This window comes from Cohnella sp. GbtcB17 (assembly GCF_019091135.1).
Taxonomy (GTDB): Bacteria; Bacillota; Bacilli; order Paenibacillales; family Paenibacillaceae; genus Cohnella.
Genome location: NZ_JAGXJW010000048.1, coordinates 1 through 13,792 on the forward strand (window position 1 = coordinate 1; position 13,792 = coordinate 13,792).

General features: G+C 42.1%; 12 protein-coding genes and 1 pseudogene. All 13 read right to left on the bottom strand.

The window, feature by feature from the left end; all coding sequences use genetic code 11:
* Window positions 1-278: pseudogene (gene secA / locus KVT38_RS23650) on the bottom strand (preprotein translocase subunit SecA); the annotation flags it as partial.
* A 145-nt stretch (window positions 279-423) separates the two neighbouring features.
* A complete protein-coding gene (gene hpf / locus KVT38_RS23655) occupies window positions 424-984 on the bottom strand; it encodes a ribosome hibernation-promoting factor, HPF/YfiA family (protein ID WP_217596214.1) in 561 nt (186 codons plus the stop codon).
* Between the two features lie 222 nt (window positions 985-1,206).
* Window positions 1,207-1,404, bottom strand: a complete 198-nt coding sequence (locus tag KVT38_RS23660; RefSeq protein WP_217596269.1) for a cold shock domain-containing protein — start codon at window positions 1,402-1,404, stop codon at window positions 1,207-1,209.
* Between the two features lie 186 nt (window positions 1,405-1,590).
* Window positions 1,591-2,283, bottom strand: a complete 693-nt coding sequence (locus tag KVT38_RS23665) for a WbqC family protein (RefSeq protein ID WP_217596215.1) — start codon at window positions 2,281-2,283, stop codon at window positions 1,591-1,593.
* A gap of 23 nt (window positions 2,284-2,306) precedes the next feature.
* Window positions 2,307-2,969 (bottom strand): acetyltransferase, encoded by a 663-nt coding sequence (locus KVT38_RS23670; RefSeq protein WP_217596216.1) that lies wholly within the window; start codon window positions 2,967-2,969, stop codon window positions 2,307-2,309.
* Complete coding sequence (locus tag KVT38_RS23675) at window positions 2,970-3,782, bottom strand: class I SAM-dependent methyltransferase (RefSeq protein WP_217596217.1); 813 nt, start codon at window positions 3,780-3,782, stop codon at window positions 2,970-2,972. It lies immediately after the preceding gene.
* Window positions 3,783-3,810: 28 nt separating this feature from the next.
* Window positions 3,811-4,605: a phytanoyl-CoA dioxygenase family protein gene (locus KVT38_RS23680; protein ID WP_217596218.1), complete on the bottom strand. Its 795-nt coding sequence runs from the start codon at window positions 4,603-4,605 to the stop codon at window positions 3,811-3,813.
* 12 nt (window positions 4,606-4,617) lie between these two features.
* Window positions 4,618-5,763 carry a dTDP-4-amino-4,6-dideoxygalactose transaminase gene (gene rffA, locus KVT38_RS23685; protein WP_254639500.1) on the bottom strand — a complete coding sequence of 382 codons (1,146 nt, stop codon included), beginning with the start codon at window positions 5,761-5,763 and terminating at the stop codon, window positions 4,618-4,620.
* Window positions 5,764-5,927: 164 nt separating this feature from the next.
* The gene (locus KVT38_RS23690) at window positions 5,928-7,838 is read right to left on the bottom strand and encodes a glycosyltransferase family protein (RefSeq protein ID WP_217596219.1); all 1,911 of its coding nucleotides are present in this window, start codon (window positions 7,836-7,838) and stop codon (window positions 5,928-5,930) included.
* Window positions 7,839-7,903: 65 nt separating this feature from the next.
* Window positions 7,904-9,226 (bottom strand): glycosyltransferase, encoded by a 1,323-nt coding sequence (locus KVT38_RS23695; RefSeq protein WP_217596220.1) that lies wholly within the window; start codon window positions 9,224-9,226, stop codon window positions 7,904-7,906.
* A 51-nt stretch (window positions 9,227-9,277) separates the two neighbouring features.
* Entirely contained in the window at window positions 9,278-10,504 is a 1,227-nt protein-coding gene (locus KVT38_RS23700) for a glycosyltransferase family 2 protein (RefSeq protein ID WP_217596221.1), read from the bottom strand.
* A 50-nt stretch (window positions 10,505-10,554) separates the two neighbouring features.
* Window positions 10,555-11,694, bottom strand: coding sequence for a class I SAM-dependent methyltransferase (locus tag KVT38_RS23705; protein WP_217596222.1), 1,140 nt, complete (start codon window positions 11,692-11,694; stop codon window positions 10,555-10,557).
* Between the two features lie 18 nt (window positions 11,695-11,712).
* Window positions 11,713-13,761, bottom strand: coding sequence for a rhamnan synthesis F family protein (locus tag KVT38_RS23710; protein WP_217596223.1), 2,049 nt, complete (start codon window positions 13,759-13,761; stop codon window positions 11,713-11,715).
* Window positions 13,762-13,792: the final 31 nt, after the last annotated feature.

Here is a 13,792-nt window from a genome sequence, read left to right on the forward strand (position 1 = left end):
ACCATGCCGCCCATCAACTGGACGTCGTAGTGGCGCTGCCCCAGCACCCGCATCGCAGCCTCGCGTACGACCGCGAACGCCTCCGGCAAAATATCGTCCAATTCAAAATTCTCATTATTCAGGCGATTGCGGAACTCGTCCGTCTTGGCACGAAGCTGTTCGTCGCTAAGCCCTTTAACCGAAGACTCCAGCTCGTTGATCTCGTCGACCGTCTTGGACAGCCGCTTCACTTCGCGCTCGTTGGCGTCTCCGAATATCTTCTTCACTATTCCGAGCATATGATACCCCTTCCCCTTATGCGGGATGACCGTATCTACTTATTTTAGCAGTTTGGCGGGAGGGGGGCAAGGAAAGCGGCGTTTGCGGACATACACATTAAAGACCTCGGCAGGATTCCGAGGCCTGTTCATTTCAGTTTAGTAGTTATTCGGCTTCAATCAAGCCATACGTCCCGTCATTCCGACGGTAAACAACGTTCATTTCCTTGGTTGCGGAATTGGCGAACACATAAAAGTTGTGACCGACCAGATTCATCTGCAGGATCGCATCCTCGACCTCCATCGGTCTGAACTTGAACCGCTTCGTCCGCACAAGCTCAAAGTCCTCTTCTTCGTCCAGCAAGACGGCTGTGGAGGAAGATGTCGCGCCCGGCACTTGTTCCTTAAAGATGCGGGCCTGGTTGTCCTGCTTCATCCTGCGATTCAACTTCGTCTTGTGCTTGCGAATCTGGCGTTCAAGTTTGTCCACTACGAGGTCGATGGAAGCATACATGTCATTGCTCTTCTCTTCCGCACGGAGAAACATGTTCGGGAGCGGAAGCGTTACCTCAACTGCGCTGCTGCCTTTGGTTACGCTAAGCGTTACTTGAACATCGGTTTCGGGAGGCGCTTCAAAATACCGTTCGAGCCTGGTTAGCTTCTTTTCGACATATTCCCTCAGGGCTGCCGTGACTTCCATGCGCTGACCGCGAATCGTATATTTCATATGCTGTTGCCTCCTTTGCTGCCTTCATTTTAACATACCACAGAGGCTATTTTCAAAACATTCCGATGATTGTTTTGAATTTTCTGTTAACTTTGAAAACAGCGATGAAAACGGTTAAAGAAAGAGAAAAACCTCGGATTGCTCCGAGGCGGGGTGGCCATCAATCGTATTCAGGACCGATGTTCTATCTATACGTGACGAGCGTTCTGCACGCTCTTCAGTTTAAATTTTGATAACGTTTGCTGCTTGCGGGCCGCGTGCACCTTGCACGATGTCAAACTCAACCGGCTGGCCTTCTTCGAGCGCCTTGTAGCCGTCCATTTGAATCGCGGAGAAGTGAACGAAAACGCCGCCGCCTTCTTCTGCTTCGATGAAGCCATATCCTTTTTCTGCGTTGAACCATTTCACTTTACCTTGCATGTGCATAACATTCCCTTCATCTTCAATTCAATGGCATCAATAATTCCACTAACATAGGCGATTTGGCCTGGCCCACAACGAGAATATACCATCATGGAAAGTTTTGTGTCAATGGGGATTTTGAAAGCGGTAACAGAACCTAGATAAATTATTTTTTGATTCTTTCGTTACCAAAACGTTCGATAATCACTCGTCTCTCCATCCCCATATATAATATGGAGCTTTAGCACCTGTGTGAAATAGTAAGTCTATTATCGAAACGCTATGTTCAAATGTGGCACCAGACTGGGGATATATAGGATATCCCTCATAACCTTTATAAATTAATTCTATATTATTTTCATAAAAGGCCTCAGTATTAAGATAAGACTTTGCAGCAGGACCAGAGATGTAGTGCGTGGCTTCGACTTCTTTTAAAAGCGAAATCAAACGATTGGTTTTATTTCCCGTTGAGGAGAAGTCCTGTGATCTTGCAAATAGTGTTTTAATTCCTAATATGCGCGATAATTCTACAATTAGGTATTGGTTAATCTCTGAAAGATTTGTCCATTCGTGCCCGAAGTAAAAAGTCTCCAAAAAATCCTTGTAGTTTTTATAAAACGGCGCTCTCGAGTAATTTGCCTTTATTGAATTAAAGTGCTTCCTCTTCCAAACATCCCCTTTTACTTCTACTTCGTTTATCAGCAAATCGTTTTGGGCCCCAATTGGAATTGTAATCCACTGTGTCCCGTCACTCGTTTTAATTTTATTTCTATTTCTCCAATCATTTTTTGTGTACTGAACATCATCGTAAAAGATAAATAAGTCGACATCGTTGATGATATCGAAATAACCTTTCCACGGAAGATAATTCGACTGTAGAATAGCTACTCTCTTCATTTGTCATTTCCTTTAAAAGAATATTAAAGCCTTCTAATGTGATCACTGCTTATGGGAAGATGAGTACTCTCTAACCCTCTATATACACTTCCATCCTCAACATCATTTAAAATTACTGTTCCTGCTCCGATAATGCTTGAACAACCTATATTTATTCCATCTCTAATTGTTGCATTTATTCCCACAAAGCAGCGTTCAGAAAGGTTTACTTTTCCTGAGATAGCGGCATTGGGGGCAATGAAGCAAAAGTTTTGAACCTTGGAATGATGCCCTATATGAGCACCACTCCATATGACAACTCCGTTTCCTATTTCAACAAACGGTTGAACAATTGCACCTTCCAACACCATGCAGTTATTTCCGATAATTGAGTTGTTAGAAACAAGGGCACTTTCACTAATAAAACTAGCGAATTGATAACCCTTTTTGTATGCCATCTCGTAAAACTTTGCACGCAGACTGTTTGTGCGAGAATAGCCAACTGCAATGAAAATATCATTCTCTTCCGGTGGATATAACAAATGAAGTTTTTCGAAGTCTATTAAGGGAAAACCCAGAAACTCCGAAGACCGTATATATTCCTTTTCAATAGTAAAGGCAACTTGTTTATATTTTGAATCAGTTGAAAAATAATAGCTAACTAATTCCGCAAATTCTCCAATACCGAAGACAACTAGGTTCCGCATTTATTTCACCATATTAAACCTTAGATATTTAAATAAATTGTTTCCTAATGGCCCAAGCTCGCGCAGGTATTGTATTATCTCATCCGCTGCACTGTTCCCCATTTGCCGTGTAACACTCCCTTGCCCCAAAAACCACTCAAAATTAATCTGGCATGCGGTAAAACCTGCAGTCAGACAGTCTTTTTGAAATGCAAATGGATCTATGCCTCCCAGTATATTTTTTATATATTCAGCCTTATTAAATACTTCGGTATCAATTCCAAAGTGTTCTTGAACACTGCTATCTGTGTGCAAAACGGATTTAACTTCTCTTTCTACAATTGGAGTCAATACACCGTCTTCTGGAAGTGCTTTGATTGCATTCCAAAATAGTTTATTCGGTTCTAAATCAATATAAAATTGTCCACCAGGTTTTAATACTCTATACGCTTCTTTCAAAACCGGATTATAATCCTCCAAATGGTGGATAAAGGAATACGCTGTAACTAAGTCAAAATAATCATTCTCAAATGGCAATGATTCTGCCGGGATGTTATGGAGCTTGATATTTCCAGTACTGAGATCAATCTTATCAAGCATAGCTTTAGTCACATCTACACCATGTATTTCATCAAATAAATCTACGGCAAGGTTTATAATAAATCCAGTTCCGCAACCTAGATCCAACAGCCTTTCGTTTCCCATGCTACTGAGTTCAATCAAGTTCGATTTAACCTTGCTTTGATTTTCCGGAAGAAAGTGGGGTTCTTTATTATAGTGATCAGCCATAATAGAGTGGACATGGATGTTTGCAGCAATTATCTCAGAATTCATATCTAAACACCTCTAAGATTAAATTTTCTTATCCTTGATTTGGTTTATATAACCTTTCAGACTCCGGCAAAAAGAGTTCATCTAGATTTGTGGGTAATCTTGTGTCAAACCCGATAATTCTCCTACCTTGTTCATTTAATTGATCACTAATAGAACTGGGAATAAATCTAACCCAATCCATTCTTTGCTTCATGTAAGATCTACAGGCGTTCATGGTCAGTGAATGCCTCCAACTAGTCGACATATTGATACCTGCCCTGTGCCAAACACGAGCATTAAAAATAATCAAGGCCCCTCTTTTACAGGTGAGTTGAACGCACGAATTCTCAAAATACTCTTCTACGGGGACAAGATCTGTGTGGTGGGAACCTGGCAGCATTTTAGTGGCACCATTTTCCAAAGTAAAATCATCAAGTGCCCACATGACCCCTATATTAGTAGGGTAGTTTGGAATTAATCTTGGTGAATCCACGTGTAGTCTGCTACCAAAATTTCCCTCCCCAGGAGGTAGAGATGAAGATGTATATGCGTAGAGAATCCAACTTTCACCAAGTAGGGGAGATAGAAGCATCTGCAATCTAGTATCCTCTAGCAACCTTCCAAAACAAATATCTTGACATAATAAATCGTGTATTAAATATTTGTCAGCCTTGCTCCGAGCAGAACCCCTAACTTGATAATTCTCAATAGCTAACTCTAATTTTGCTTTAAGTACATTACAAGTGTGATCGTCAATAAATTGAGGAATGACAGTGTAACCTTTAGTCAACATATCTAGGTGAAATCCTGGGTATTGGCTTTCAACTTCATGGTTTACGTTCACAATCATCACTCCTTAATTGCGTTCGTTTTCAAAGTAATCATAAATACTTGCTACGACTTCCATTACTTCTTGACTTGATAAAGAATAAAACATTGGCATTCGGATCAACCTCGAGCTTTCGGTTGTCGTATATCTGTCTTCACCATGAAACCTTCCAAACTTACGGCCCGCTTCTGAGCTATGCAGCGGCACGTAGTGGAACACCGCGGCGATCCCCGCCTTCTTTAGATGATTAATCAAGGCTGACTGGACGTTCTCATTTGCCACTTTCAGATAAAACATATGAGCATTGTGTATACAGTCCTTGGGAATGGATGGAAGTGCGATCAGCCCATCACGCTCTAACGGTAGAAGAGCCTCATAATACTGCTGCCATCTTGCTAATCGAATATGATTGATTTCATCGGCTACTTCTAATTGTGACCATAGATAAGCCGCATTTATCTCACTGGGCAAGTACGACGAGCCCCAATCGACCCATGAATATTTATCAATTTCTCCCCGGAAGAACCGACTGCGATTCGTTCCTTTCTCACGAATAACCTCCGCTTTCGGAATAGCAGACGGGTCACGGATGAGCAGGGCTCCTCCCTCGCCCATGCTATAATTTTTAGTTTCATGAAAGCTATAACACCCGTAATCTCCAATTGTCCCCAAGGCACGTCCTTTATATGTTGACATCACGCCTTGTGCCGCATCTTCGACAACGAGCAATCCATGACGCCGTGCGATCTCTGTAATTGTATCCATCTCACAGGCTACTCCTGCATAATGCATGGGTACAATGACCTTTGTGCGTGCAGTTATCGCTTCTTCTATTAGCGATTCATCGATATTCATCGTATCTGGACGAATGTCCACGAACACAATCTTCGCACCAAGCCCCGCAAAGGCGTTAGCCGTAGAAGAAAACGTATATGAGGCCATGATAACCTCATCCCCTGGTTGCACCCCACAAAGATGTGCAGTCATATCTAAGGCGTGACTGCCTGAAGTTGTCAAAAGCACACGTGCAGCATCGAATCGTGTTTCCATCCATGATGAGCACTGTGCCGTAAAAGCACCATCACCGGCGAGCCGTCCGTTTAGAACTCGTGTTAGATAGTGTATAGTGGTCTCGATAACAGGAGCTTTATTAAAAGCAATGCGCATTGTCATACTTGCCTCCAAATGTAACGATAATTCAAGACTGTCGTTTGGAGCTGCAAAGAAACTTTCTTTTCAACATAAGAAACACAGTCGCTAATCGATTAAAGTTAAGTCGTGTCAATGACCCTGAATTTAAAATAATGTCTGAATTAGAGCCACGAATCACTTTAATTTTAGGTACCCATTGCCTGAAAATCTTTTGCTACCTCATTTATACCTTGAATCAACGCATTCACATATCTCTCAATGCTCCACTCGGATGCAATTCGTTGCATCACCACTTGATTTTGTACTAATAGATCCGGACTATTCGCCATTTTCATTACGTATGAAACTAACTCTTTTTCGTCTCGCACCACTAATTCTACTCCTGCGTACATCATCGAGGCGTCGGCACCAATCGGCGCTGCGAGGGCAAGCCCGTGCTGCATCGCCCAAGCGATGCTCAACCCGCCACCAAATCGTTTCGGATTGAGATAAATATCACACATTCCATAAAGCCCAGGTAAGTCGTCCTCATGTCCCCAAAAGAAAATTTGCGTTCCACAGAGGTGGCGGTAATTTTCAACTATATAGTGATGCTCAGATGGAGCAACACAGATCCATTTGACCTTAGGATTTGTAGATATCTCCGTGCAAAACATGTCTACTAGTTCAGGACTAATATCCACATTCAAACGGTACCCAACCGTTACAACAAGTATATCATCGCTTTTAAATCCATATTCATTACGTTTAAATTCACGCTTAGGTAGAACATACTCAACAAATAGTGGAACAGCCAAAATTTGATCTTCTCGAATTGGTGCAAGCACATCAACAGGAAGATTTTTTGAGACTACAAACCGATGAAAAAATGAGCTAGACTCTCGTATTTTACGGGCCGGTATATGAACTGTGGGATAATCACGGTAGTAATAGGATGAGATAAACCCAAGCTCGTCTGTTATATCAAAAATACCGTATGGATTTATCTCGCTAATCAAATCCAAAATTTCTTGTTGTCTTTCTCTCATTGTCACTGCTTTCGGATAATGTAGATAAATCGGTTCAGGGAAGTGCATGCGGATTTTTTCTTTCTGACCTTCGCTAACTCCAAACAATGATAGAGGGTATTTCGGCTGCAAAAAATTAGCACCAGAATCGTTACGATAAGGAAGTAAATCAATAACGTGAATTCGGTAGTTTCTTCTTATTAATTCCTTCACTATAGGGGATGTAGCTTTCATGGGCGATTCGAAATCAAATCCAGACGTAAGAAAACATATTGTTTGATTATTTTCCCGGCGATACGGAGAAGGATTCCAATGTAAGTTAAGTTCATCAGCGTATTCTTTCATCACATTCTGCTTATCTATCCAATAGTCTTCATATAATATGCCCGCATAATGCATCCAAATCGATGACACATCATTTAAAAGCCAATACTTCTGGGCAGAGTTATTGCGCAACTCACCTATGTTCTTCATGAATAATCGCATCATTTGCTTGTCGAAACAGTCAGCCTCGACCATTACTCGCAGTAGTACTAAGCGCATTTCAGCTGAATTTAATTCATCTTCAACAAGATGGATCGCTCGTTTCTGAACGACCACCTTAAGCATTCTATCACCGTCACAACTTCCCTTCATCTCTTTGATTAATGAATCGAAATAATTAATATCCCCTTTAGATCTGGCGAAGTAGCCTAACAATTCGTCCTTCACTCTGCGAGTATCTTCTAACCAGTCATGAAGTGTCATTCGAGAGTAACGGCTAATTAACGGTGCTACAACAGGCGGGGTGTCCACTATCTTACTGAGAGGAACCCCTAATGTAACGAGAAAGTTTTTAATACTATCGATTAGTTCAATATTTTGAATAGCAATTACAACAAAATCGTAATTTTCACTTGAAAGACAAGTAATGGACTCGGGAAGACGAACATTAGTTGCGTTGGGTTCTCTATCTAACCAGAGCACAACTTCACAGTAACCTGTCGCTTGTAACTGTCGGTAGTAATGCTGTCCTACATCACCTGCCGCATATAGAACAATCTTGCTCCCCGCTTCTATTGAACGGTAAGGAAAAATATATTGCGACATACAACTCACCCTTTTGTGTGTATCTCAATTCAGCTTTACTTCTCTGGTACTGCCGAAATAGGGGATTAAGAGAGCAGACGATTTCCCATATCGACAACTATTTTTTTATATTGATTTATTAATACTGATATGTTGTCAGTTGTATAGTCTATGCCTTCAACGGTTTCAAGAGCGGACACCCACTTTAGAAGTGCAGTCTTGTCGAGCATCGGATCCAGCTCTTGCTTAGTTGTTACAAAAGAAACCCCCATTGTTTCTAGTTGTTGAACAATTGGCTCCGGTGTAGCCACAGCAACGATGACCAGCGTTCGTTCTTTCATCTCAACAAGCTGAGAGGGCGAAATGCATGGAACGCCATTTACAACCGTCCCCCATTTTTCGGGATTGTTGTCGCAGAAGTTGTCGACCTGGATCATACGACTAACAAGTGACTCGCATAACCGTGTCCCGTATGCACCGGCGCCGAATATGCACACGCGATCCGCGCGCCCCTCGGACATCCGATTCAGATTGTAGCTCAGGCCCCGAATTTCATCGTAAACGAAGTATGGCACTTCCTTAGACTGCAATTGTTCGTTAGAATATCGATAGGCTGCGTTAAGCTTGAAGTTCCGGAAAAGTTCATTCATTCTGCAATAAAATTGATATTCCGTTCCATACATAGATACGATTTCCTCGACAGTCAATTCTTTAAGAAAACGAATGTAGAGATCATTGCGTTCTCTTTCATGTTGTTGGATCGTGCGACTTCCCTGAGCACTGTGCAATCGAGAAATGACTAACGCTTCCGGCACATAGAGCAATCTTTGATGTCGAAACATTCGGAACCACAAATCGTAATCTTGAGTCGTGATCAAACTTTCGTCGAATCGACCGACTCTATCAAAATGAGACTTATGTATCAACAGCGCACATCCATTAATTAATCCCTCTAAAATTGCAAATACCGAATTTTGCAACTGCGTAGTCGTGAATCTGCTATTAATCTTCAAGCGTGACACTACAACATTCGTATCCATTACATCCAGATCACTTAGCACAATCGCAGTCATATTTCCACTCGCCTGTAGGGCTTGTAATTGTCTCTCTAACTTCTGGGGGTAGTACAAATCATCGTGCGATAACCAAGAAAAATATTCGCCCTTCATCTCCTCTAAGGCGTAATTCAGGGCTGTTGCAACTCCACCGTTCTTTTTAGATAGATACCTAATCCTATCGCCATAAGACAGCGCGATTCGCTCTGTCTCCCCTTTATCTATCGAACCATCATTTACAACAATTATTTCTACATTCGGGTAGGTCTGCGCAAGCGCGCTATCGATTGCCTCGCGCATATAATTCGCCCCGTTATATACTGGGATAACTATCGAAACTAGTGGTGTATCCATAAGTGCCTCCTTTATCTGAAGTGAGTTAATTAAAGCGGTGTAAAAGTGGCGTTATTCGACACGACCAAATGTAGGATAATATTGATAAGCCAGATAGTCGATAACGTCGTGCCAAGAAAGCACTTTTGCTCTTTTACTCGATGCTAGATTCTTTACTTCTGCAAGGATCATCTGAGATTTCGGGAAACAGATCAACGTACTTTCTGGTCCCAACTGCGCCTCGTTTGGTTTCGTTACTGCAGAACCGCCATATGCAACGGCACCAGAATCTGCTGCTGCATCCCAATAAAGTTGAGGTTGAAGTAGTGTGCCTTGCAGAAGAGGCAGTAAGCGCTTTGCCATATGACCGAGAGAACCATATGCAATAATACATCCCGTTAATTGCGGAAACTCCTGTCGGCGATTAAGAATTCCATTCGTTAGTGAACGGAAAAATATCTCATTATCGACATCGCCTTCTGACATTATAGAGGAAACCATATAACGGCAGCCGATTGCAGCCAGCCCTTTAAACCAGGCCTTTTCCTCGGAACTTCGCGATAATTGTTCTATGGTTTTTTCATATAACCTTAGGCGATTTCTGTAGTGTTCCGATAGGAACTGCTTCCCTCTTCCTCCCGCAAGCTCGCTTGCGTAGGTATTATAAATATAGAGAGGCTTATCAACTTTAACCGATTTCCCGCCTCCTGCATAAATCAAAGTCGTTATTTGCGGTTCTTGTGATGTAGCGTCTTCCGTGACCATGCCCATCATACCGCATCGTTCGGCATATTCGCGTTTTACAAGATAAACGCACACAGAACTATGGACCCTCTGTAATAAAACCTGTTCAATCGTCGTATTCGGCATTATTTCATCTGTAAAGATCATCTGTGCCGGCATCGCGTTTGGTGTACTTCTTCTCGCCAGCCCGCAGACTGCAAATTCAGCATCTTCATCCGCCTCCAGCGCTTGGACAAGTGATGAAACGTATTCCTCGTCTAATTCATCATCCGCATCGGGAAAACAGATATATTGTCCATTCGAACAAGCCAGTCCACTCTTTATTGCGGCTGCTACCCCCGCATTGTGTTGCCTCATAACAACCAGTTCATACCCTCTATCCAAGAAGCGCGCTTCCCATTCGTGAATTATTTCCTCAGTCTCATCGGTAGAACCATCGTCAACAAGAACTACTTCGATGTTATCCCACAACTGATTGATAATCGAATGGAATGTATTTCCTATATATGGAGCTTTGTTGTAACAAGCAATAATTATACTAACTTTGGCCATCATACATTCACCCTATTGGGATTATTAGAAAAAACCTTTACTAATCTCTTTCTTCACACTTCAATCTTTGAAAAGACTTGCTCAAATCCACGCTCTTTCAATAAAGGAAGAACTTCCGCTTGATTAACTGAGTCCAGTGCAACGACAATCGGGACATCACGATTCTGTATTTCCGAAAGTTCATATACTCGAATGCCCATCACATGTTCTACTAACCTGAAACCGTCTGTCACAATAAAGCCGTTAATTTCCCCTCCGAGATATCGAATAATCTTGCTTACTTCTGTGCCATAATACCCACAACCGTAAATATAAACACTTTCAACCTCTTTACAATACGCTCGCAACTCCTGCAGCATCTTACCTGAGCGGTCTTCGTTGCATTCAATCAGTTCGTTAAGCTTTAGTATCTCTTCCCTACGTTTAAACGCATCGCGAGTGATGCATTCATCTTTGGTCAACACAATATGAAACTCGTGCGCGAGCAGCCCCTTGTCTTCAAAATGTTCTAATCGAAACGGAAATAACTTACAGCGTATTCCGTCACGTAAAAATTGCAAAAAAGACTTTCCGGTAAACACCCAGTAATGAGGAGATGCATTCTCTATAAAGAAGGGATCGTCGTATAACTTCTCCGCGTTTTTAAAACGCGCCTCATCTTCTAATACATTCGAACGGAAAGAGACATCACCTATATAGTTAGACGAAGCCAATAAGGGCGTTGAGAGTCCGTTCAGCAAACTATCGAATGCAAGCCGCGCAGGGCTCCCTCCGCGATAGACATCATAAGCGTCACGAAAAGGGGTTACGTCTCGGAACCAATCGAAAGTGCCCCGTTTGTCTGGAATCGCCATAATGACTTTTCCATCATCCATAAGGATCTCACTTAATTCCAGCAAGAAGCCAATGATGTTCGGAACATGCTCAATGACATGAGAGTGAAAGATAGCCGCAAATTTCTTCTTCCCGACCGCTTTACTGTACGACTCGCGGATGACGTAGTCGATTGGAACGACCTTGTCTATATTCACATTTGGATCGTTGCGAAAGAAATCGATAATCGCTCCCGTCTCTCGGACATCTGCATAATAAGCATCATACGAATCTCGTCGTAGGAATGGCTTATCTAATGGCCCAATCTCCAATACGGGAGCACCTATCGGCACAAACGCTTGCAAGGGTGCCCTGTTCATTTTAAGCTCACTCCTGATCTATATGTCAAAAGCCAATATATTCGTCATTCCCTTTGCACTTAGAAGTGGCTCGACCTCGTTTCTGTTCCTGCGATCAACTCCGAGTATGACACCAACATCCGGTTTCGTTGCTTCTATTTCAGATAGATAATAAACAGGATGCGATCGGTAACTAGCCGGCTTTTGTCTGCCATCGGTTATAATAAATCCGATATAATCAATTTTTTGATCTCTTAAAATGTCGGATACGTACCCTGCATATTCTCCAGCACCGTAAATATAAAGCTTTTTATATTTGGTACACTCTCGAAGAACATTGCGATCAAACAGCAACGCTTCATTAAAAAATTCATTATAACTTGAAAATGGCAAGTGATTACGAACCCGTTCAAGAATTCTACTTAGGATGCGCTCCAAATCCACACTACGAACAGCCCTGTAGCGATCAGATGCCATGGTTGCACTGAAGTAGCCATTATACTGACAGATGTGAGGCATAACATATCCTAACACTTCTACTGGAATCTCTTTTTTCTCCCACTGAAACTCAAAAGCAGTTCGAATAGCCGAAGTGCGGCACCAAAAAGCATGCGTTGTCGCAAATGGAGGGCTGCTCTCTGAAAGATTTAAACGGATCCCTAAACCCTCCTCCAACTTCTTCGCGTAGCCGAATCTCCCTCCCCAACCGTTTCCAAACGCCGAGAAAAAACTTCCATGATATGGTTGTTGAACGGTTAAAAAACTTAAGCGTTTATTCGTATTTAATTCATTTATTACATTCACGATATACTCAGCGCTCGCAATCGTATTTTCCCATATCAAGGAGCGAAAAGAGCGACCCTCTCTTTCGCTTTCTCGCAGATCTTCTGGCACTTGATCGTGTAAAAAACAAAGGTATTCATACTTCGTAATGAAATCAGCACAGTTATAGAGAAACACATCAAGAGGATGCAGACGGTCCTCTACCATACGAACCACTGCGTGGTTCACATTCGTGCGAATGGCTGCTGCAATCTCAACACTTGCGGTTGTCACTACTAGAGAGATCCACGCTGGTATATGCTTCAAGTAATCTAACCAGGAGGGCAATTCCTTTGCATCCGTGATGTTGGCAACAACAACTGCAGTGTTGTTTTTGAAGAAGCTTTCATTCATATTTTTGACATGCGTTGAAAATATATAATCCAAATGTAACGTTGTTCTAATATCCCCAATATCACATGTCCGCAATAAGTTATCCCATATTAGATTAACATTGTACTCTGTCGTCTGCTCAATGATCTTCACTAGTTCATTCTTCTTCTCATTGCCCATTATGCCAATATCTTTATCTTCTCTATTTGCGAATGCCTTGCGCTTGATAAGCGGGCAATTGTATTTCACAACCATATCTACAGGATCTAGCACAGAATAATTATAATTATTTAGCGCCTCGGCGCCGATCACCTTTCCCACGTCCACATAAGACGAGCAGGAATAACCTAGTTGTATAAATGTATTTGAGAACGCTATTTCATAGTTAAATATCGTCTCATGAATCGCATTAGACACATTGAGGCGTTCCCAGAATTCGCGAAAATGTACACTGTGAAGCAATCGTTTCTTCACATTCATAAAGTACGATTGTATATGTCGTGGCAACGGTGCCTGATTAACTTGATAGCGCGACCAGAAATTGAGGTGCTGCAATTCTCCTTGCTCCGTCATACCCCAGAAATCTACGTCGCGTTTTTCCATTTCCTCAAAACACGGGGCTAATGGAAACATAGGACCGTAGCAAGTATCGTTGCAGATCAAAAGCTCATCATACTTTAAGACCTTGTCCCATCCGAACCATTGTTCAAGTACGTCCTTGATTGCCCCCGCATCGTACCCTTCGTTAGGGCGCACAAAAATATCTGTTGTGAACGGCACCAATTTCTGCCGGCCTTCATCCATGAGCTTGCCATTACAAACAATAATAAGATGTGACAGATTTGATGATAATGCATTTAAAAAATATGGAATATAATCGTCGATGATGCCATCACGATCATAAACAACAAATATACCCAACCGCTCAATCATGATTGCTCTCCTCTCGATCGTTTATATTCCC

Excerpts from the sequence above, each read along its gene's own strand:
- hpf (WP_217596214.1), bottom strand. The coding sequence starts at position 984 with ATGAAATATACGATTCGCGGTCAGCGCATGGAAGTCACGGCAGCCCTG.
- KVT38_RS23660 (WP_217596269.1), bottom strand. The coding sequence starts at position 1,404 with ATGCAAGGTAAAGTGAAATGGTTCAACGCAGAAAAAGGATATGGCTTC.
- KVT38_RS23665 (WP_217596215.1), bottom strand. The coding sequence starts at position 2,283 with ATGAAGAGAGTAGCTATTCTACAGTCGAATTATCTTCCGTGGAAAGGT.
- KVT38_RS23670 (WP_217596216.1), bottom strand. The coding sequence starts at position 2,969 with ATGCGGAACCTAGTTGTCTTCGGTATTGGAGAATTTGCGGAATTAGTT.
- KVT38_RS23675 (WP_217596217.1), bottom strand. The coding sequence starts at position 3,782 with ATGAATTCTGAGATAATTGCTGCAAACATCCATGTCCACTCTATTATG.
- rffA (WP_254639500.1), bottom strand. The coding sequence starts at position 5,763 with ATGACAATGCGCATTGCTTTTAATAAAGCTCCTGTTATCGAGACCACT.
- KVT38_RS23690 (WP_217596219.1), bottom strand. The coding sequence starts at position 7,838 with ATGTCGCAATATATTTTTCCTTACCGTTCAATAGAAGCGGGGAGCAAG.
- KVT38_RS23695 (WP_217596220.1), bottom strand. The coding sequence starts at position 9,226 with ATGGATACACCACTAGTTTCGATAGTTATCCCAGTATATAACGGGGCG.
- KVT38_RS23700 (WP_217596221.1), bottom strand. The coding sequence starts at position 10,504 with ATGATGGCCAAAGTTAGTATAATTATTGCTTGTTACAACAAAGCTCCA.
- KVT38_RS23705 (WP_217596222.1), bottom strand. The coding sequence starts at position 11,694 with ATGAACAGGGCACCCTTGCAAGCGTTTGTGCCGATAGGTGCTCCCGTA.
- KVT38_RS23710 (WP_217596223.1), bottom strand. The coding sequence starts at position 13,761 with ATGATTGAGCGGTTGGGTATATTTGTTGTTTATGATCGTGATGGCATC.